General features: G+C 33.1%; 20 protein-coding genes and 1 tRNA gene. 9 read left to right on the forward strand and 12 right to left on the reverse strand.

Annotation, left to right across the window (positions count from 1 at the left end; all coding sequences use genetic code 11):
* The 8 genes from A9G11_RS14490 to A9G11_RS11800 form a co-directional block, all read left to right on the forward strand.
* The coding region (locus A9G11_RS14490; protein WP_176701270.1) for a hypothetical protein at nt 1–765 on the forward strand (765 nt) is incomplete at its 5' end.
* Between the two features lie 150 nt (nt 766–915).
* Entirely contained in the window at nt 916–2,424 is a 1,509-nt protein-coding gene (locus tag A9G11_RS11780) for a hypothetical protein (protein ID WP_065619802.1), read from the forward strand.
* Between the two features lie 24 nt (nt 2,425–2,448).
* Nucleotides 2,449–3,225 carry a hypothetical protein gene (locus tag A9G11_RS11785; protein ID WP_065619803.1) on the forward strand — a complete coding sequence of 259 codons (777 nt, stop codon included), beginning with the start codon at nt 2,449–2,451 and terminating at the stop codon, nt 3,223–3,225.
* Entirely contained in the window at nt 3,222–3,791 is a 570-nt protein-coding gene (locus tag A9G11_RS11790) for a hypothetical protein (RefSeq protein ID WP_065619804.1), read from the forward strand. The genes A9G11_RS11785 and A9G11_RS11790 overlap by 4 nt, the downstream gene beginning before the upstream one ends.
* Nucleotides 3,792–3,913: 122 nt before the next feature.
* Nucleotides 3,914–4,081 (forward strand): hypothetical protein, encoded by a 168-nt coding sequence (locus tag A9G11_RS14495; RefSeq protein WP_176701271.1) that lies wholly within the window; start codon nt 3,914–3,916, stop codon nt 4,079–4,081.
* Nucleotides 4,065–4,496: a hypothetical protein gene (locus A9G11_RS11795; protein ID WP_065619805.1), complete on the forward strand. Its 432-nt coding sequence runs from the start codon at nt 4,065–4,067 to the stop codon at nt 4,494–4,496. Before A9G11_RS14495 ends, A9G11_RS11795 begins: the two co-directional genes overlap by 17 nt.
* Nucleotides 4,497–4,677: 181 nt before the next feature.
* Nucleotides 4,678–4,854, forward strand: coding sequence for a putative peptidoglycan-binding domain-containing protein (locus A9G11_RS14830; protein ID WP_081298556.1), 177 nt, complete (start codon nt 4,678–4,680; stop codon nt 4,852–4,854).
* A 3-nt stretch (nt 4,855–4,857) separates the two neighbouring features.
* On the forward strand, nt 4,858–5,148 hold the full coding sequence (locus A9G11_RS11800) for a hypothetical protein (RefSeq protein ID WP_065619806.1): 291 nt from the start codon (nt 4,858–4,860) through the stop codon (nt 5,146–5,148).
* A 376-nt stretch (nt 5,149–5,524) separates the two neighbouring features.
* Here the strand turns inward: A9G11_RS11800 and A9G11_RS11805 are convergent, their stop codons facing one another.
* The 10 genes from A9G11_RS11805 to A9G11_RS11850 all read right to left on the reverse strand — a co-directional run bounded on the left by A9G11_RS11805 (nt 5,525) and on the right by A9G11_RS11850 (nt 16,171).
* A complete protein-coding gene (locus A9G11_RS11805) occupies nt 5,525–6,400 on the reverse strand; it encodes a DNA primase family protein (RefSeq protein WP_065619807.1) in 876 nt (291 codons plus the stop codon).
* Between the two features lie 205 nt (nt 6,401–6,605).
* Nucleotides 6,606–6,681, reverse strand: a tRNA-Ala gene (locus tag A9G11_RS11810).
* Nucleotides 6,682–6,806: 125 nt separating this feature from the next.
* The gene (gene secF, locus A9G11_RS11815; RefSeq protein ID WP_065619834.1) at nt 6,807–7,805 is read right to left on the reverse strand and encodes a protein translocase subunit SecF; all 999 of its coding nucleotides are present in this window, start codon (nt 7,803–7,805) and stop codon (nt 6,807–6,809) included.
* Between the two features lie 12 nt (nt 7,806–7,817).
* Entirely contained in the window at nt 7,818–9,674 is a 1,857-nt protein-coding gene (gene secD, locus A9G11_RS11820; RefSeq protein ID WP_081298558.1) for a protein translocase subunit SecD, read from the reverse strand.
* Between the two features lie 62 nt (nt 9,675–9,736).
* On the reverse strand, nt 9,737–10,069 hold the full coding sequence (gene yajC, locus A9G11_RS11825; protein WP_065619809.1) for a preprotein translocase subunit YajC: 333 nt from the start codon (nt 10,067–10,069) through the stop codon (nt 9,737–9,739).
* 183 nt (nt 10,070–10,252) lie between these two features.
* Nucleotides 10,253–11,959: an NADH-quinone oxidoreductase subunit N gene (locus A9G11_RS11830; RefSeq protein WP_065619810.1), complete on the reverse strand. Its 1,707-nt coding sequence runs from the start codon at nt 11,957–11,959 to the stop codon at nt 10,253–10,255.
* Between the two features lie 3 nt (nt 11,960–11,962).
* Nucleotides 11,963–13,513 (reverse strand): complex I subunit 4 family protein, encoded by a 1,551-nt coding sequence (locus A9G11_RS11835; protein WP_065619811.1) that lies wholly within the window; start codon nt 13,511–13,513, stop codon nt 11,963–11,965.
* 18 nt (nt 13,514–13,531) lie between these two features.
* Nucleotides 13,532–15,268 (reverse strand): NADH-quinone oxidoreductase subunit 5 family protein, encoded by a 1,737-nt coding sequence (locus A9G11_RS11840; RefSeq protein ID WP_065619812.1) that lies wholly within the window; start codon nt 15,266–15,268, stop codon nt 13,532–13,534.
* Between the two features lie 107 nt (nt 15,269–15,375).
* Nucleotides 15,376–15,678 (reverse strand): NADH-quinone oxidoreductase subunit NuoK, encoded by a 303-nt coding sequence (gene nuoK, locus A9G11_RS11845; protein ID WP_065619813.1) that lies wholly within the window; start codon nt 15,676–15,678, stop codon nt 15,376–15,378.
* A gap of 1 nt (nt 15,679) precedes the next feature.
* Nucleotides 15,680–16,171 (reverse strand): NADH-quinone oxidoreductase subunit J, encoded by a 492-nt coding sequence (locus tag A9G11_RS11850; protein ID WP_065619814.1) that lies wholly within the window; start codon nt 16,169–16,171, stop codon nt 15,680–15,682.
* Between the two features lie 409 nt (nt 16,172–16,580).
* Between A9G11_RS11850 and ppc the strand changes: the two genes are divergently transcribed.
* Nucleotides 16,581–19,226 (forward strand): phosphoenolpyruvate carboxylase, encoded by a 2,646-nt coding sequence (gene ppc / locus A9G11_RS11855; RefSeq protein ID WP_065619815.1) that lies wholly within the window; start codon nt 16,581–16,583, stop codon nt 19,224–19,226.
* 45 nt (nt 19,227–19,271) lie between these two features.
* Here ppc and A9G11_RS11860 read toward each other — a convergent pair whose 3' ends face one another.
* Nucleotides 19,272–20,333: an SEL1-like repeat protein gene (locus tag A9G11_RS11860; RefSeq protein WP_065619816.1), complete on the reverse strand. Its 1,062-nt coding sequence runs from the start codon at nt 20,331–20,333 to the stop codon at nt 19,272–19,274.
* Nucleotides 20,334–20,763: 430 nt separating this feature from the next.
* Nucleotides 20,764–22,227 carry a 4-hydroxy-3-polyprenylbenzoate decarboxylase gene (gene ubiD, locus A9G11_RS11865; protein WP_065619817.1) on the reverse strand — a complete coding sequence of 488 codons (1,464 nt, stop codon included), beginning with the start codon at nt 22,225–22,227 and terminating at the stop codon, nt 20,764–20,766.
* Between the last annotated feature and the right edge of the window lie 81 nt (nt 22,228–22,308).

Consider the following 22,308-nt stretch of genomic DNA (forward strand, 5'->3'; position numbering starts at 1 on the left):
GAATTGTTTAATGAATTATTGATTAGAACTAACCAACATCAATTAATATTTAATGAAAAATATTTTATTAATATAAAACCGACAAATGATAGCTTAGCCCCAGATATTCGAAATTTATTACAAAAAGAATTAAAACGTTTAAATCTAACTGAGCATCAGCGAGAAAATCAATATTTTGTTTTTGAAACATCTCCAACTCAATATAATTTAACGCAATCATTAGTGTTTAATTCTGATTATCTTTTCTTATTCATTAACAATGAATTAATCCTAACATTTAAAATCAAACAGAAAATACGAAAAGAGCTAGCAAATATATATAATGAATTAAATACTATTAATCTTCCATTAGCTGACCGTTATTGGCCTCCAGAAGAAAATGATGGTTTTTTTCCTATACCTGATGAATTTAACTTTTTTTTCAAGGGTATAGTTAAGGATGATTATCTTCAAGCAATCAAATTGAAAGAGTACAAAAAAATAAATTTGTTATTATTATTTTCATATTCCTTTTCTGGTTCACCTCAATTATCTTTAGTTAGTCTTTCCAATAATTTTGATTTTATTGATCGTTTGGAATTAGGTGAAAATGTTGAATTGGAAGATGGCGGTATTTGGAACAAGTATCTTATTGATAAAAATTACCGTGTAACAATAAAAAAATTTGAGTCTCCATATGATGGACAAAAAAAACCAACAATTTTATTAAATCAGACAAACTATATTATTAATGAAAATGGACTTTTTGTTAAATTGAAAAGATAAGCAGTTTACGCTTATCTTTTCAATAAATTAGAAAAATTAAGTAACTAAAAATTAAATTGCTAAATAATTTATTACAGTGAACGATTATATATTAATTTTAAACTTTAAAATGAAGTATTGAAAGAAAATGGGAAAAGTGAGGGTATATAAATGATAAGATTAAAAAAAAATCACTGGTTAAAGCAATTAGTTTGTTTAATTTTTATCTTTAACTCTTATGTTTATGCTAAAGGGGAAAATATAGACCAAACATACTGGATTTTAGACAAATATTTTGAAAATCATCATATTATAAACCCAAATAACTTAGATTATCTAAATAATCTAAGTATTAAGTTCAAAGATAATATTTTCTTTATAAATGATAATATGTACCCTATAAAAACAGGAAAAGTTACAAATATATCTCAATTAGTACCTGAGAATTTATTACAATCTGATTTTATTAAGAATTTCCCTTTACCAAAAGGTGAAATACATTATTTACAATTTGATTCTTCAATAGATAGTAATTTCTCGAAGCTATTATTGCCTGAACGAAAAGTAATTTACTTAAATGATCAGCTAATTTTTATTAATCAAGAAATAGCTTTATCCTTTTTAAGCCCATCTGGTAAAAATTCTTTTAAAGAAATAAGTAAGCTCTTTCCATCTTTAAAATTACCATATAACTCCAGAATTACAGGGAATTATGTTAAAGATAATAATTATAATCTTTTTTATTATTCAGTGGTTAACGAAAATGAGTTTTATACCCATAACATTCCTCGAAATTTTATTAATTATTTAGAATTATCCAACAATAATAATTTAATTGCACAACGACATGATTATATAACTAATATTTCTGGTATAAAACTTCCAATCATTCATAATAAAATTAGACCAATTTTAATTGAAGGGATTCAAGAAAATGGGGAGATAATAACTTATCTCTATTTATTTTCTAATAGTTATGATTTACTTGATAAAATTCTTTTAAAAAATCCTAATGGATTAACTCGAAAAAATCCTGAAACAGACGATCTTGCTAAAGGATTTATTTATTATAATATTGATGAAAATTACCTGATTGAGCGTCAACAACGTTTTGCTGATGAAACAATCGAAATACAACATTATCAAATTACTAAAGATGGAAAATTCAAGGAAATACCCGTAGCATCAAATTGTTATAAAGAATTTGCATCTAAAGACAATAATATACATTCTAAAAAAAGCCTTTTGCTAACGAGTAACCAAGGTAATGACTATTTACGTTTTACTAATGGTTTGGACTATGATGAATTTGAAAGTTCAATCTTAACATTTAAGCCTAATGAGAAAAACTTGTGTATTGATTACCAACAGTCTTTTCCTGTTACATTTGGTAAAATTAATTCGAAAAAATTTTTTAATAATAATGATTTATATCAACAACATGTAATTAACTTTAAAAGTTACGATATTGACATAAGTAAAGAATTGGAATATGTAACTATCCATCATATTGAAAAAACACCATTTTCAAAATTTTTATTAAATGGTAATCAAGCAATTTATATGCAAAATACCCTATTTTTTGTGAGTGAAAATCATTTTGTAGCTTACAGACAGCCTACCATCAGCAAAGTAACTTATCAAGAAGTGACTTATGATGAAAATAATAATGTAAATTGATTAAATATTATTCATCCTGTGGCGATGATTGAATACTTTACTGTTTTGAATATTGTTACTTACCATATTTACCATGACGGTGAAATCGAAAAACATATCCCTCAAAGAATAACAATTGGATTCGAGAAAAAATATAAATATATTTATCATGATAAAGATGATAATGAACATGAAGTTTGTATAGTAGATTGGCATGAAACCAACGAAAAGAAAATTGGTAAAAAATCAACAGTATTATCTACAAAAGAAAGTATTATTTCTGATGTAAATATATCTGAAGGACAAACTACTAGAAGAATACGATATAAAAATGGTGATATTGCTGAGTATGGTTCAAACAATGGGAATACATTCTGGGTATTATATAAAGCTAAAATAGATAATATTCAACTTGTTAGAATGCCTGATGAATTGAATTACACTTATAATGGTATCAAGATTAAATACAATTTTTATAATTCGGAAAGAAAATACACATGTCCAGGAGCATTAACTGGATTTATAGGCGCATTAGCAGAAACAGGTTTAAAAATAGTTACAACTGGTAGTTGCTTCGTTTATGCTTCTTATTTTCCTAGTGTAGAACATATAAATGGAAAAAGTATAGATACCCTTTATTTAAATGATGCTGATGAACAAAAATTTATTAATGCAATGCATAAATTTAATTTTAATAAACAGATAACAGGAAAACATAAGAAAAAATTTGATAATGCTATACAAGAAAGCAAAGGAACTCTTCATGATTCTCATTTACATTCAGGCTTTGATGAATCTCTTATAAAGGTAATAAAAACATGAGAAATTTAATTTATATACCTATTATTTTGTTAATTACAATATTCGCAGTATTCAATAATAAAATTGTAAGTGCGCAAGACAAAGTTATTTTAATAAATGATAGTTTACATGGGGAAAAATTGTTATCGAGTAAAGAGTTTATGTTATCTATAAATAATACTTGTCACGATAATTCTGACTTATGTACAGTTAATAAGATAAAAAAAGATTATTATCTTCAATTTAATGGACTGACTAATGATGAAATAACCATTTCAAAACTAAAAAATGATATAGAGTTAAAATTAAAAAAAGAGAAAAACCAAAATCAATTTTTTCTAAAAATAGAATTAATATCTTATAAAAATAAAGTGAAAGTAGATTCTGTAATATGTTATGAATATATAAATGATCCAAGTAATGTTTTAGCTACAGAAAAATTATATTATTTAAATGATTATTATTTATGGACATTAGATTTCACTTATGACTTAGAATCAATAACGGCTGATAGCTGGAATAAATATAAAATTAATACTCAATCAGGTAAATTTGAGTTAGTAGATAAATTGGTTAACAAATACTAAATTAATTTATTAATTGAAATAATGTGATTTTTGGATTTGCCACAGCAAATGCCCAAGAACATATTAAACGTGTCACCCCTTGACATTGGTCAGGGTTTAATACAATAGAAGATAAAGCTTCAGTGGGTGAAGTATCAAAGAAACTGGCTGCTATATTAGACGTAGGTGATTGTACTGAAACTATGTTGGCATTACTCTATATTTTTAAGCAAAGTCCTATTAGTAAATTAGATAAAATTATTCCAAGAATTATTAATAAAATAAAGGAAGAAAATGCAAAAAAAAATTAAAGTTACAATGATATTTGTTTTACAAATTTTGATAATTTTAAGTGTAACATGTAATGTAAATGCCAAACCGATCGATTGTGTATCTATTTTTGAAGAAATAATTAAAACTAGTGATTTTCTTCCGGAAGTAACAATAAGAAAAAATTTGAAAATCGATTTATATGATATTTCAGTCAATGATGATTCAATTTTTTTCAAAGTCTATGACTCTGATACTGAAAAAAATAAATATAGAGGGATGTTGGCTGTATTAGGTTGGGTGAAATACAACTATAACCGAAAAAGCATGGAAAATATTACATATGATGAATTAAACCCAATAAAAGTTATTTATGACAAAAATTTAGAAAAAAAATTTAATGAATGTTTGGGTTTTCATAAAATAAATATAAAAGATCTTGCCACTTCAGAATAAATAATAAAATAAAGCATTTTTTAACAGAGAACCAATAGGATTTAAATCCTAATAATACCGATACACCTAAATTTCCCAATATATCGACTGACGTCGCATGTAGGTATTTCTATTTTTACAGAAAAGGAAATAGATTGTTGTTCTATAAAATTTCATAGAATTTCAAAAATTGTATTAAGACATGATAACTTCTATTTCTGATCAAGATAGATTATTAACACGTATTACCGTAATTAGACGAGAATATTATACTAATTTAGCTCTTAAAGAGGATGGAACTCATACAAAAAACTATGTATTTCTAAATGGCTGGTTAAATAGAGTAGATGATTGTTTAAAGGTGAAAATTGAGGATTAGTTTATGCGATATATATTTTTTGTTTTGCTTTTTTTATTGCATTTTGATTACGCTTGTGCTTCAGCTATTAAGCAAACTTGGACAGAAGAAGTTCATTTAGAAAAAAATGAAATCCCTTATAGTATTTTCTCAATACAATTAAAAATTGACACTAACAATAAAGTAGAGGGGGAATTATGTTCTATAGTTAATTATGGCAATAAAATAGATTGCCCTATACCTTTTGTATCTAAATTAATCAATAATGAAATCGAAGTTCATTTTGATAGTACTTTTGGTGGTAAAATGGTGTAGCTATTATTAGACTGCAAGAAAAAAATTTAATTTGGGATTTGATCACTATTCCAAACGGAGAATATTATTTTACGAAGAAAGCGAAATTACTTCCTGAAAATATTAAATAACATTGATGATTTTTATCCAATTAATATTGGAGTTAATGAAAGTACGAATGGTTTTACTAAAAGTATTAAAGAAAGAGATAAACAGCATCGGGGAAAACTAACTCAATAGTGTAAAGAGTAATTGATAATTATTGTATTAGCTTATAAAAAAACATTACTGCCATTAAAAATGAAGTAAAGGTAATTCGGGTCGTTCAACCCGATGATAGTTTATTAACATAAATTTTATGTCATCACCCTAGCAAGCGCTTTTATGATTTCATTTTTTATGTTTGATCTTCAGCTTTTGGTAACCAATTTTGGCAATTGTTTATATTAAGTTCTAAATTAGTCTTTATTCCCTTGTTCCCTCGTTTACGGACATAGTTTTTACCGTTTTCTTTCAATGCATAATTTATCGATATCCCGAACTGAGTTAGTGATAATGGATTGTTTAACCCTGTATTTCGGACATACTCAATATAAGCATGATATAAATATTTCTTAGGGTTAAATGGTATTATGCCTAAATTGCCAATTAACATCCCATTAGGATAATCAAGGGCATCAAGATAACTACAAAAATCGACTAGGTGGTCAGATTCGCGTTTAATTGCGGTTGCTTCCTCTGACTGTTGTTGCTTGTGTAGTCTTTCTTTCGCTTCTGTAGGGTTAGTAAACTCATTTAATAGTAATCTGACAATAGAGGGGAGTTCTTGCTCTATTTTGCTGACCAAATTTAAATCTCGCTCTTTTTCAGGGATAACCTCGCCAAAGTGAAAGATTACTCTGCGCCGAGATATACCGCCGTTACGCTCGTTAAATCGCATTGCTTCGTTATTTATTACCAATACCACGGCAGGGATTTTACAGGAATAGGGTTGCTTGTGTTTTGGGTCTATTGCGACTTCATCACCTCCAGTAATTGCTTTTAAACCTGCACCACTGCCCATGTAGCGCGGTTGGTCGGGTAATATAACCAATGAATACCCCACGATTAAGGCTCTATCTCTTGCCTTTTCTAAAGAGTCCATTGTGCCTATTACGGTATTACTTTTACCAGATAACATGGTCGCGATTTCAGCAAAAACACTTTTACCGCTACCGCCTGCGCCTGTAACTTCTAGGAACAATTGCCAGTCATGCCGATTGGCTAATATCATATATAGCGAAGCAAGGATATTTTTAGCTTTATCTTGATTACCTGATACTCTTTTTAGCCATTTAGCAAAATTCGGGGCGTGAGTTTCAAAAGATTCATTTTCCTTGGCTGGATGCTTACGGAATACTAAAATAGCCTTTAAAGCTTGATATTACAGGATTTAGTGTGCTTTAGTGGGTTTAAAAGAATCTTACGGAATAGTGAATTGGTGGAGCCAAGGGGGATCGAACCCCTGACCTCAACGCTGCCAGCGTTGCGCTCTCCCAGCTGAGCTATGGCCCCAATTAAATGGGATAAAACTGTGGCTAATAATATGCAACTAGACAATAAGTGTCAATCTATTTGATATTACTTGCCTAAAATACAATCAAAGTGAACTCTGCCAGTAGGTGGCAGAGTTTTAATAATTAACGCAGTATTGAGGGTTGATCCGCCCCTTCTGCTTCAATTTTTGGTGGCATGAAGTGTTCACGTTTGACACCTAATTTAAGTGACATGTATGCAGCTACATAGATAGAAGAGATTGTACCAAGTAATATCCCAACACCTAATGTTTCTGAGAAGCCTTTCAACATGCTACCACCAAAAATATACAGGATAATGACTACGGCAAGCGTTGTTCCTGAAGTCATTAATGTTCGGTGTAGTGTTTGAGTTAGCGAGATGTTAATCACGTCGTAAGGTGATGCTCGGCGAATTTTTCTGAAATTTTCACGAATACGGTCAAATACCACAATTGTGTCATTAAGAGAATAACCTATAATAGATAACATTGCTGCAATAATCGTTAGATCTAACTCTCTATCAAAGAGTGATAAATAACCCGCAGTGATAACTACGTCATGCGCTAATGCAACAACCGCACCCGTACCAAATCGCCATTCAAAACGAAAGGCTATGTAGATTAAGATACAAACGAGTGCTGCACAAATCGCTAAAATACCGTCTTGTGCAAGTTCTGCTCCAACTGTTGGTCCAACAAATTCGATACGTTTTATTTGTGCATTAGCATCAATATCTTTATGTATTAGATTCGAAATTTTAGATCCTAAATTATTATCGATAGTTGTTGATACTGTGCCATCTTCTTGTTTGTCGGTCGCTAAGCGGATAATGATATCTTTACTGCTACCATAATATTGAACAATCGGTTCGTGATAACCTGCCTGACGTAAACTTTCACGCAGATCATCAAGATTTATCGATTTTGTTACTGTCAATTCAATGGTTGTACCACCAGTGAAATCTTGGCCTAAATTAAATCCTTTGGTAAACATCACCACAAATGATGCCACAACCAATAACATTGAAATAACAAAGGCGACAAAACCAAATTTTAAAAAGTCGAGGACTCTGCGACCATGATTTAATTCTCTAACATCATGATTTTCTTTCTTATTAGTAATCACAATAAACCTCTAAATTGATAATTTATTAACGCGACGACCGCCATAAATCAGGTTGGCTAACGCTCTTGTACCCACAATTGATGTAAACATGGAGGTTACAATACCAATCCCTAGCGTAATCGCAAAGCCTTTTATTGAGCCTGTACCGACAGCATATAAAATAATAGCGGTAATTAATGTGGTTAAATTAGCATCAAATATACTACTCCATGCCCCTGCGTAACCTTCATTAATAGCGTGTTGCACACCTCGACCATTACTTAGCTCTTCTTTTATGCGTTCATTTATCAGTACGTTGGCATCAACTGCCATACCTACCGTAAGTACGATACCTGCAATTCCCGGCATACTTAATGTCGCCCCCGGTAATAAGGACATTGCACCAACAATAAGAATCAAGTTAGCAACTAAAGCAAGGCTAGCAAAAACACCGAATAAGCGATATACCAACAACATAAAGATGACAGAAATCATTAATCCCCACAGGCAAGACTCAAGACCTTGAGTGATGTTTTCTTGTCCCATTGACGGTCCTACTGTTCGTTCTTCAATAATTTGAATTGGTGCAATTAAAGCCCCTGCTCGTAATAATAGAGACAAGTTTTTTGCTTCATCTATATTACTTATACCTGTTACCTGAAAACGATCGCTAAAAATACCTTGTATTGTTGCTACATTGATAACTTGTTCTTGTTTTTCCAAAATAGGTTTGTCATTCTCGTCACGTTTCCCAGTATCTTTATACTCAACAAATAATGTTGCCATTGCTTTATGTAGATTTTTCTGGGTAAAGTTGAGCATGATTTTACCACCAGCACTATCTAGATTAATGGATACTTCTGGTTGGCTATACTCATTTACTCTGAACGAAGAGTCAGTAATATGATCTCCTGTTAATACAACACGTTTATAGAGTAAAACAGGACGTCCGTCTGCTGTATATTTAATTTCAGACCCATAAGGGACACGCATGTCACCGTTGATAATAGCTGGGACATTCGAAGCATTGTCTTCATTTACTTGTCTGAACTCAAGTGTTGCTGTTGCGCCTAAAATACGTTTAGCTAGCGCTGTATCTTGAATACCCGGTAATTCGACCACTATACGATCTGAACCTTGACGTTGGACTATCGGTTCAGCCACACCTAACTGATTTACACGATTACGTAAAATCGTGGTATTTTGCTGTACAGCATCATTTTTAGCTTGCTGTAGACGTTGCTCACTGATATTAAGCACTATATTGTTTTCGCTTTGAGAGGCAACGGTGAAATCTTGTAAACTGTTAATCTTAGTGATCGCTTTATTACGATCTTCAGTATTATCAAATTGCATTACAATTTTTTGATTATTATCTTTGTTGAGTGTTTTATAATTTAATTTACTGTTACTAAACTCAACTTTTAGATTTTCAATAGATTGTTCTGTAAGTTTGGCTAATGCAGTTGTCATATCCACTTCCATTAAAAAGTGAACACCACCACGTAAATCTAACCCTAACTTCATTGGTTCAGCACCAAGCATTGTAAGCCATTCTGGAGTTGCAGGTGCTAAGTTTAAAGCGACGATATAATCTTCACCTAACTCTTTGGAAATGAGTTCTTTTGCTTTAAGTTGGGTATCGTTATCACCAACACGAATTAAAATCGATTTATTTTCAAATATTACCGACTTGGGTTCAATCTGATTATCTGTCAGTAGTTTTGTGATCTTATCTTGTGTGGTTACATCAATTTTAGCATTCGTTGAACCTGAAATTTGTATAGCAGGATCTTCACCATAAATGTTTGGAAGCGCATAAAGTAGGCCGGCGCAAATGACGACGACCAACATAATGTACTTCCACAAAGGATAGCGATTTAACACGACATATTCTCTTGTGGAATTAGATAATTAATACAATGAATTATAATAGATGTAAAATCTTATTATAGAGATTTCATTGTTCCTTTTGGTAAAACTGATGCGATAAAGTCACGTTTAATTACCACTTCTGTTGTATCATTTAACTCTAACGCAATATAACCATTTTCATTAACTTTTGATACGCGACCAATAAGTCCGCCGTTAGTTAATACTTCATCACCTTTAGAAATAGCTGCCATTAGTTCACGATGGGCTTTAGCGCGTTTTTGTTGTGGGCGCATAATCATAAAATAGAAAAATAAGCCAAATACTACTAGCATAATTGGTAAGAAATAAGGATTGCTTTCAGATGCTTGCCCTGCCTCTGCATAAGCTTTAGAGATAAAAAAGTCCATACTTGTCCTCTTGATTCAAATTTACTTTTTAAAGTTCGGAATTATAGCACAATAAATAAATCAATTATTAACTATTTGTTGTTAAAATGTTTCAGGAAAAACATACGTTTCAGTATAAAACAAAATCTATTTAATCATATTGTGCAGAATTTTCCGCCGACAATGTCGGCAGATAGATAATCATTACGTTGTCAGGTATTGTGCCATACTCACTAAACTAAATAACCATTTAGGATAAATTCCACAGAGTAAAATGATTAATGCTGAAAGAACAATAAATACTTCACTTATACCTATATCTCGCCATTTTAGTTTTATAAAGGTGTCAGTTAGTGGTTGATCTTCACGACTTATCGGTCTGATATAAAGATTAATAATTAAACGTGCATAAAAATAGAGGCCAAGAGCGCTACCAATGACCACCGCGCCAATTAACCACCATAATTCTGCAGTAACACCTAATAATACAAGTAAGAACCGTCCAATAAATCCAACGGTTAAAGGTGTTCCTGCTAGCGATAATAAGCCAATACCCATGGCTAAGGCAAGAATAGGTCGTCGCCAAAATAACCCGGATAAATCAATTTCATTTTCATGATCTTGCAGTTCATCAGAATGCGATTCTAAGCTAATCACACCTAAAACACAGATATTTGCTAAAATATAACCAATGATATAAACACCAATTGTTTCTAAGGCTAATACTTGATACTGCACAGCAATTAAAGCGATTAATAAATAGCCAAAATGAGCTATTGATGAGTATGCCAATAACCTTTTCACATTACTTTGTACAAGTGCTAATAAACTACCCCATAAAATAGAACAAAAAGCCATAACCACAAGGATAATGCGAATAGTTTCATTATTGACAATCGGTGCTAATAAAAATAATCGAGCAATTGCACAAAATACAGCTACTTTGCCCACTGTTGATAATAATAATGCAACCACTGTTGGCGAACCTTGATAGACATCAGGAAGCCAAAGTTGAAAAGGAACCAACGATAATTTAAAACCGATACCAACTAACATTAAGCACACCCCCATTAATAGCAGTGTACTTGGATAACTCATTGTTGATAATTGATAGCTTAAACCGCTGAAAGTCAGCTCCCCTGTCGTTGCATAATAAAAGGCAATACCCAATAATAAAAATGCACTGGCAACAGCAGATAAAATCATATATTTAATAGCAGCTTCCAGTGAGTGAGTTTGTATATACTGATAACCAATCAAACCGACAAATGGAATAGATAATAATTCGATACCAATAAAAAAGGCTATTAAATGACTAGCATACACTAGCGTTACACCGCCTAATGTCATAAACATTAAGATCACATAGAATAAACCATGACGGAGCTGATCGTGTTTGAACCAGCTATAGGCTAAGCATGCTACTATGATTGAAATAATTAAAACCAAACTGGTATAAAGTAATCCATATACATCACAGGTGAAAAGTGCGGTGATATGACTCGCTTCCCAATCGTTTGAAGACTCTTCTACTTTTTGAGGTTCATTATTTTTCTGAACATCAGTGTTATTATCAACGTTTTCATTTGTGTTTGCTTCTGGTTGACTGGTAGCTTCTGTCGGTACAGCATCAATGGCGATGGTTTCTTCATTAGATGATGCACTCGTTTCTTCAGTGGGTTGCGTTGGTTGAGTAATTGATATTTGCATATTATCACTACTAATATCAGTGATAATCTGAGAATTAACCGAAATTTGATAACCAATAATTACCGCTAACAGTAACGCACAACTTAAACTGCATACCGTCAAAATTGCACACCATTTTGCACCTATTTTTAAAATAAATAGGAAATAGAGCAATACAATGATAGCAAAGCTTAGAACAAATAAAGGCGATAAAGCAATCATACGTTATTGATCTCCAACTCGTTCGGTAGTGATGTATTGTTGGGTTTGGTTCATTACAGAGTAAGACATATCTAATACGTTTTGAGGATATAAACCAATAAAAATTAACACACCTAATATGCTAACTAATAATAAAATATCTTTTTTAGCAAGAGAATGTTTTACCACCGATTCATGGTTGTTAGTCACACCATAAAAAATCGGTTGCATCCGAATGATTAATGAAATGGAAAGTAGTAGTAAGCCAATAACCAGTAAAATAGTATAGTAGGAATATGACTCATAACTACCAAATAACATCATATAATTGCCAACAAAGTTAGCGGTACCTGGAATACCTAATACCGCCAACATAAAAAATAGTGTAAACGAGGAGAGATATCGTATCTGTTCTTTTAGCCCAGTAAATTGGGTGATATTGCGTGTAGAGTAGCACTCAACTAATAATCCACTAATCACAAACATTCCAACGATCGCTAAGTTAATTGCGATCATCTGAATAGCTACCCCTTGATAAGCAACCACCGAACTACTATAAATAATTGCTGTAACAAATCCCATTAAAGCAATGTGTATATAAGCAATTAATTTTTTAATATCTGTTTGGTTAAATGCGACTAATGCAGCATAGATAACGGTTATGACCGCCAGAATTAATATGACAGGCATGATTGTTATTGATGCATTAGGGAAAAGCGGAATAGCAATTCGTAATAAACCATATGTTGCCGTATTGAGTAATAAACCACTTATCATCATTGAGCCAGTTGTAGATGACTCTATATGAGCTTGAATAAACCAGCTATGAAACGGTACAAATGGTATACGTACGATAAAAGCCGCTAAAAAACCTAGCATTAATAGGAATTCTACATAACTGGAAATGGGGGTTTTGGTTAATATTTGATAATCAAATGTCCATTTATCTGTTAAACTCCAATTTATCAGGGCTAATGACACAATCGAAATTAGCATCAACAAGCTACTAATTTGAGTATAAATCAAAAAACGGCTGGCGCCATTAAAACTCAATTGTGAACTAGTATCACGCCTTCCCCATAAGGATATTAAGAAATAGATTGGAATCGCCACCGCTTCCCAAAAGAAGAAGAATAGAAATAAATCGGTTATGACAAATAACATCATCACTGCCGATGTCATAAATAAGATACATAAGTAGTATAAACCAAGATTATTAAAATTCTCTTTGGTTGAATAAACAATGGTTAACAGTACGATAAAGAGTACTGAGGTAATCATAATCATCGAAAAACCGTCTAACACAAGATGAAAACAAATACCTAACAGCGGTATCCATTCAAGATTAACTTCTTGTATCCAATTTTCGCCTTGTTGAAAAACAGTTAATGCTTCAGCCCATAAGTTTATTGCCATTATTAAGGTAATAAAAGTAGTTGCGAAAGCAACAATAGTCGGTAACTCATACCACCTTATTTGAATATGGATTGAGGTTACTATTCGTTGTATAAATACATGGCATAACCAAGCTATAAAGCCACCAATTACAGGTAAGAATACGAGCCATAATAACATGAATAAGTCACACCTTTATTAAATAAAAACCAGTAGCATCAGAATTATAATGCTACCTATTACAATCGATACCATATACCATCTTAGATGACCATTTTCTAAACCGACGATACATGAATTTATTCTTTTAATCCCCTTCATTAACCAATTATCCCATGTTGTGAGAGGATCTTTTTTTAACAGGTTTGCTATGTAGGTATAAGGCTTAATAAATACGACATTTAATAAATAATCAAAATGCCAATCGCCATTACACAATCGCCCTAGATATTTAACTATTGGCGTATTTAATATCTCTTGCACTTCACTGTTTGGATGTGCATACAAAACATAAGCAATTAAGAAGCTAAGCAAGGTTACGGCGGTTAATAATAATTGTAAAGGTAACTGACCGTTAGTTTCTATATTAATAACGGGGATAATACCTTGCGTTGGTAATGGGAAATAGATGAACAGTGCAGTTGTAAATATCATCAATAAAAATAAAGGACAATAACTTATCCATTTAGTCGAAGCAAAGTGATAGATCTTCTGTTTATGATAAAACACCATAAAAATTAAACGCCAAATACTTAAACTTGACAGTAAAATCCCAAGTAAACCAATGGTACCTGCAACTAAGCTATCTTGATTCATCAATCCCCAAATAATATCCCCTTTGATATAGAAGGAAGCGGATATCCAAGGCATTGCGCTTAATGACAACATAATCAATAAAAACAGACTATATAAGACCGGGAAAGTTCTAATTAAACCACCTAACTTGTTTATATCTCGCTCACCATAACACTTTTTAATTAAAATCGCGGAAGCCAAAATTAATAAAATACTGGTTACAGAATAATTAATCAAACAATTAAGCGATAGACGCCAATTTTGGGTGGAAAAGGCAAAAAATAGATAACTGATTTGAGCTAAATTGATATAAGTAACAATTCGTTTAATATCATGTTGTATTAAGGCAATAGTACTAGCAAATAGTACCGTTAGCGACGAAATAAATGTCATTACAACCAGAATATCACTCGACATCATAAATAGATTACTTAGTCTTAATACTAAATAGACGCCAGCTAGTATTACTGTTGAAGATTGCATTAATGCCACTGCTGGCATCGGTGCGAGGGTCGTTTCAGTAAACCAAGAGTGCATAGGGAAGAGAGCAGACTTACTCATCGCACCTAGAAATAGCATTAAAGTGATCCAAAATATAATTTCAGAATCGATAGCTAGATTTTCCTGTGCTTGAGTGAGTATTTCGCGAATATTTAATGTTTCGAGAGTCTGATAAAGTAAAAAGATACCAATAATGAAAAAGATATCCGTTAGATGCATGATGACGAAAGCTTTAACGGCCGCATAACTATTACGTAATTGTTTATAGTAAATTCCAATTAATAAGTAAGTGCTTAAACTCACCCCTTCCCAACCAATTAGCATAACAAATAAGTTATCGACTAAAATAACGGTTAATATGCTGGCAATAAGTAAATTACTATAGGCGTAGAAGGTATAGATATCTTTTCGTGAAGTTAAATAACAAGCCGCAAAAAAATAGATTAATAAACCAAAAAAAGCGATCAACACTAAAAATGTGAGTGATAGACCATCTAATACCAAAGTAATAGGTACAACAAAATTACCTATAGAGAACCAGTTCCATAAAGGTCGGGTATAGACTAAGATCATATCCGGTACCATATTTGTGCTGTAATCAATGCAGGCAAATATAGTAATTAACATTATAATTAACATGGTGCTAATACCAAGAATTATGACATTAATCGATCGTATATGTCGTCCCAAGCATACGAGTAACAAAAACGAGAGCAATGGAACAATAACTGTTAGATATAGTAGGTTCATCCTTTCATTTCACTCAAAGAATCAATATTGAAGATTTTACGACGATAGAATAATTTCATTAGCAGAGCAAGTCCAACACATGCTTGGGCTAATACAGCAACCATGGCTAAAACAGCTAATACTTGTCCGTCGGATTGTTGCCAATAGCTACTGGCCGCGACCAAAGCGATAATCGCTCCATTATTCATAACCATGAGACTGAGTAATAAAAAAAAGAGATTGCGACGGATCATCACGCCTAATAAACCTATTACAAATAAGGTAGAGGCAAAAATAAGACTATGCATAAGTGGAACCATATTATTTCTCCGATAACAGGCGATTCATAAAATGGTAAGCAATAATAACCGCGCCCAATAATAAAAAACAAGCTAACTCTGCCATCAATATATAAGCATATAGAGACATTTCATGCGTATTGTCATGCGTATTTTTAAGTTCAGCATAGTCACTACTAACTACGCCATAAATTAGCATCACTAATAAAATAAAGGCTAAAATTAAAGGTCCTAACCAAATTTTGGGACTTATTCCACGCTTACTTGTTTCGACATTATCAACCCGAATACCAATGATAGTTGATACAAATAAAAAAAGCGTTACTGTAGCTCCCAAGAATAAAATAAGATACAAAACAGCCGAAAAATAAGTATTTAACAGAATAAATATTAAGGCTGATGCAAAAAACGATATGACAAGATATAAAATAGCCTTATCAACACGTAAGCAACTAATCACTTTTATACTGGCGAAGATCGCAATAATCGACGCGATATAAAAAACAATGCTCATTAAACAACCTAATTTACATTTATCATTGCGTTAGTATATACCCAAATCATGGCAAGATACAGTTTACTAGCTATTGTTCTTAGGAAAAACAAGCATTAACAGTAATAATTGTATCAATCTGTCAAAGATTAATCAGTTGGTTTAGCCCTTCTTTGCATATCTCAAATATAATTAAAACAATTAAAAAAGTTAAATGTATAAAATTTTATGATTTAAATTCAATGTGGTATTGTTATAAAGTATATATTCAAGGCAAGATCAACACCTTTTATATTTAAACCACATAACAGTTAGATACTCAAATTGAAAAACAAGCAATAAAATTACTTGTTTATCTATCGTTTGAAGTTCTTCTTGTTTATGGCTCAATACGGCTTAGGTATATAATTAAATACAAAAAGAGAACATAATGAATATTGAATACTCCTCTATGCGAAGCAACGTCAATATGTTGGGGACTTTACTTGGTGATGCAATCAAACGTGCCACAGGTAATGAAACATTTGAATTAGTTGAACAAGTCAGGCAATTGTCTAAATCAGCACAACAAGGCAATAAAGCAGCTCATAATGAGTTATTAAAATTGATAGAAAACCTCAATGATGATGACTTATTACATGTTGCTCGTGCATTTAATCAGTTTTTAAATTTAGTTAATACCGCAGCAGAATATTATGGCATTTCACCACATGGTGAGGCATCAAATAGTCCTAAAAAAATGAAGGAACTGTTTAGTACCCTAAAAAATCTTAATTTTTCCAAAGAGACTATCTATCAGGCGATTCAAGATTTATCGATTGAACTAGTTTTAACTGCTCATCCAACCGAAATCAATCGTAGAACGATGATTAATACTTATACAGCGATTAATAATTGCTTGTCCCAACTCGACCATAATGACCTTGCTGATTATGAAATTGATCGCATTATGCGTCGATTGAGGCAACTTGTTTGCCAAGCATGGTATACCGATGAAATTCGTAAAAAACGCCCGACACCACTTGATGAAGCCAAATGGGGCTTTTCTGTGATAGAAGATAGTTTATGGGAAGGTGTACCGCTATTTTTACGGGAATTTAACGATCAGTTAGTTGATGCTTTTGATGAACAGTTACCGGTTGAACATGTTCCTGTCAAATTTACCTCTTGGATGGGAGGAGATCGCGACGGTAATCCTAATGTGACAGCAAAAGTGACCGGAAAGGTTATGCTACAAGCAAGGCTGAAAGCTATTGAACTATTTCTAGCCGATATTCAAATATTGGTTCGAGAGCTTTCGATGACTGAATGTAGTCAATCAGTACTTGATCTGTTAGATGATCAGAATAAATCAGCTTCAGAGCCTTATCGTGCTGTGATGAAACAACTGCGTTCTCGGCTAGTAAAAACCCATAGTTATATTGTCTCTTTGCTTAACAATGAACAAGTGTTGCCTCCTGCTGATATTTTGGTCAGAAATGAACAATTATGGGTTCCGCTTTATACCTGTTATGAATCACTCATTGATAATGGTATGTCAACTATTGCCCATGGCCCTTTGCTAGATACATTACGTCGAATAAAAAGCTTTGGGTTACAACTGGTGCGCTTAGATATCCGTCAGGATAGTTCTGTTCATACCGAAGCACTTGATGCATTAACCAAAGAGCTGAATTTAGGTAGTTATGCAGAATGGTCAGAAGAAAAGAAACAAGCGTTTTTATTAAGCGAACTGCAATCTAATCGCCCTTTGTTACCTTATAATTGGCAACCTGACGAAATGGTTAAAGAGGTTTTTGATACTTGCAGAGTAATAAATAAAGCAGGAGAAGAATCTATTGCCTCCTACGTTATTTCCATGGCTAAAGCCCCTTCTGATATTTTAGCTGTCTATTTGTTATTGAAAATAGTCGATTGTCATAAGCATATACCTGTTGCTCCACTTTTTGAAACACTTGAAGATTTAAATAATGCCAAAAGTGTTATGCAAAAACTGTTAGATATTCCTTGGTATAGAGAGAAGATCCAAGGTAAACAAATGGTAATGATTGGTTACTCTGATTCCGCGAAAGATGCAGGAACCCTTGCTGCATCTTGGGCGCAATACCGTTCTCAAGAACAATTGGTAAACTTATTTGAAAAATATGACATTAATCTTGTGTTATTTCATGGTCGTGGTGGTTCAATTGGCCGTGGTGGTGCGCCAGCTCATGCTGCACTGCTATCACAACCACCCGGCTCATTAAAAGGTGGGCTTCGTGTCACGGAACAAGGCGAAATGATCCGTTTCAAACTTGGTTTGCCAGAAGTTGCACTCAGTAGTTTAATGCTTTACGCATCAGCAATTTTACAGGCTAACTTATTACCACCACCAGAGCCTAAACAAGCATGGCGCGATATTATGGATGAGATGTCAGATGTTTCATGCCGTTGTTATCGTAGTTATGTACGTGAACGAGATGAATTTGTAGATTATTTTAGATCGGTGACACCTGAAGCAGAATTAGGACGATTACCTCTCGGCTCCAGACCACAAAAAAGACGAACCGGTGGCGGTATTGAAAGCTTACGTGCGATCCCTTGGATTTTTGCTTGGACACAAAATCGATTAATGGTTCCATCTTGGCTTGGTGCGGGTACCGCTCTTAAATTAGTGATTGAAAAAGGTAAAAAGGAATTACTTCAAGAGATGTATCATAAATGGCCATTTTTTAATGCTCGCTTAGGCATGCTGGAAATGGTCTATGCAAAAGCCGCCCCAAATATCCATGAGTATTATGAACAACGATTGGTTGATCCGGCTATGTGGCCTTTAGGTGAAGAACTCCGTAATTTATTGACCGAAGATATTAATACCGTGTTAACCATTACCGATGATATTAGTTTAATGGCTGATTTACCTTGGATTGCTGAATCATTTGCTTTACGTAATATCTATATTGAACCACTGAATTTACTACAAGCAGAATTATTAAATCGCTCACGCCAACGTAATAATGATGAAAATAACACCGTAGAACAGGGATTGATGATCACAATATCAGGAATTGCCGCAGGTATGCGAAATTCAGGATAAGTGAGTAAGGTAAGGGTAAAAATAAAAAAGGGCAAATGCCCTTTTTTATTTAGATTTTAATAATTCATTTAAATACTCTTTGGCATCTTCATCGCCTTGTTCACTTGCTTTAGTAAACCAATAAATTGCGCGATTTATATTTTTTTCGACGCCTTCACCTTCAAAATATTTCACACCCAAATTATACTGCGCATCAACACTTCCTTGTTCTGCCGCTTTTAGATACCATTGAGCCGCTGTTTTAGTATTTTTAGGTACGCCACCACCTACATCATACAGAACGCCGATATTAAATTGAGCATCAACATTACCTGCTTCGGCAGCTTTGGTAAACCATTGGGCAGCCTTGACATTATCCTGTTTAGTTCCTGTGCCTGTTGCGTACATAATACCTAAATTATACATAGATAGCACATAACCTTGTTCAGCTGATTGGGTATAAAAATAGTGAGCAGCAACATAATCTTTTGTCAGACCATCACCTTGTTCAGACATTAACCCTAAATAATATTGTGCTTCCGGATTATTCTTTTTAGCAGCTTTGCTAAACCAATCAGCAGCCGTCATACGATCTTGTTTAACGCCATCACCAAAATAATACATGATACCTAGACTGAGATAACCGTCGAGAACACCTAAATCACCAGCCCTAGTAAAGTAATTAACAGCAATTAATGGATTTTTTTGGGTTCCTTCGCCATTTTTATACATTAATGCCACATTATAGAGTGCTAATGGGTAATCCTGATCCGCAGCCAATTTAAAATATCTGAAGGCTTCTAATATGTCTGGTGTTGTCCCTAATCCATTTTGATACATATAAGCTAAATTATTTTGTGCTTTAGCTAAACCTTGTTCAGCCGCTTTTCTGTACCAAAATATGGCTCTTATATCACTAACTTCAACACCCAACCCTTGTTTATATATACTACCTAATGAGTATTGAGCATTCGCATCACCTTTTTCAGCAGAGATACGTAATGAAGGGATCAATGAGCTTGGATCTTTAACTTCCAATTCTGCATCTGATTGTGTCTTAGTTTCGCTAGCGACTACAGCCCAAGAAATAGTTAGCAAGAAAACCAATAGAATTTGAATTCTTTTCATATTTTTTTATTTACCATTACATTGGCATTAATTATACATAAATGAGCCAAAACGGAATAGTTTTTGTTTGTAAAGCTCAGGTTTGTTTAATTGTGTAATAAGACTCAAATATAAATATTATTTTTGAAATAAAATAACTATTTCAAATAATTATAACCAATAATAATTATTATTTAACAACAATAATTAACAAATTTTCATAACGTTTTAGATCTAATCGTTATAAATCAATACTTAGTTAGTGTAGCGTAAAGATCACTATGAAAAAAGATTAAAATGATTAAGTTGAAAAATTTATCAGTTTTAAACTAAATCATTGTAAAGTCATTAAATATCAATATAGTTAAGATATTTTTTATATATTATTCTAGTTAATCAAACTTTGATATAGTGATAAGCAGCTTATTATATAGATTTTATTACTAAATGACTATAAACCCAATTTATCCCAAATTTCATCCACTCTGGCTATAATTTTAGGATCTTTTTTGATGATTTTACCCCACTCCCGTGTTGTTTCTCCAGACCATTTATTGGTCGCATCTAAGCCCATTTTTGATCCGAGTCCAGAAACAGGTGAAGCAAAATCCAAATAGTCAATTGGCGTGTTATCAATAAATGTTGTATCACGATGTGGATCCATACGAGTTGAAATAGCCCACATTACATCTTTCCAATCACGCGCATTAATATCATCATCACATACAATGACAAATTTTGTATACATAAATTGTCGTAAATAAGACCAAACCCCCATCATCACTCGTTTAGCATGACCGGGATATTGCTTTTTAATAGTTACAATCGCGATACGATAAGAGCAACCTTCTGGTGGTAGATAAAAATCGACAATTTCGGGAAACTGTTTTTGTAAAATCGGTATAAAAACCTCATTTAATGCTAATCCCATAACCGCAGGTTCATCGGGTGGACGACCGGTATAGGTCGAATGATAAATGGCATCTTTGCGACGCGTTAAATGCGTAACGGTAAATACAGCAAACTGTTCAACTTCATTATAATAACCAGTATGGTCACCATAAGGACCTTCGGTGGCAATTTCACTCGGATCAATATAACCTTCAAGAATAATCTCCGCCGTTGCTGGCACATCTAAATCATTTGATAACGCTTTAACAACCTCTGTCCGCTCACCACGTAATAATCCAGCAAAAGCATATTCAGATAACGTATCTGGTACTGGTGTAACCGCTGCTAAAATGGTAGCCGGATCAGCACCAATAGCAACTGCAACAGGGAACTTTTCATTAGGATGAACTTGTTGCCACTCGGCAAAATCAATCGCTCCTCCACGGTGGGATAACCAACGCATAATTAACTTATTTTTGCCGAGTAATTGTAAGCGATAAATACCTATATTTTGCCGATCTTTATAAGGTCCTTTGGTGATCGTCAATCCCCATGAAAGCAATGGTGCAATATCTTCAGGCCAACAATGCATAATCGGTAATTGTGTTAAATCAACTTGCTCATCTTGAAAAACTAGCTCTTGGCAAGGAGCAGATGAACGGTGTTTAACTGGCATATTCAGTACTTGTTTATATTTTGGTAATACATTAAAAAACTGCCTAATCCCTTTCGGTGGCTCAGGTTCACGCAAAAAAGCTAATAGCTCACCCACTTCACGTAGTGCCGATGTATCGTCTTTCCCCATACCCATCGCTACGCGCTTAGCACTACCAAATAGATTACATAACACAGGCATATCATAACCGATTGGATTTTCAAATAATAAAGCTGGTCCCCCACTTCGTAAAACCCTATCTGCAATTTCAGTCATTTCAAGATAAGGATTAACAGGATAGGTGATTTTTTTTAATTCACCTTGCTGCTCAAGGTGATCTAAAAAATCACGAAAATTAGAAAATTTCATCAACTATTACTCCATTACCTTGTTATATCACCTAAAACGTTAAAAGTAGTTTAAGAAATGATAAGATTAAATCTATTACCT

This window comes from Gilliamella sp. wkB108 (assembly GCF_001690195.1).
Classification (GTDB): Bacteria; Pseudomonadota; Gammaproteobacteria; order Enterobacterales; family Orbaceae; genus Gilliamella; species Gilliamella apicola_L.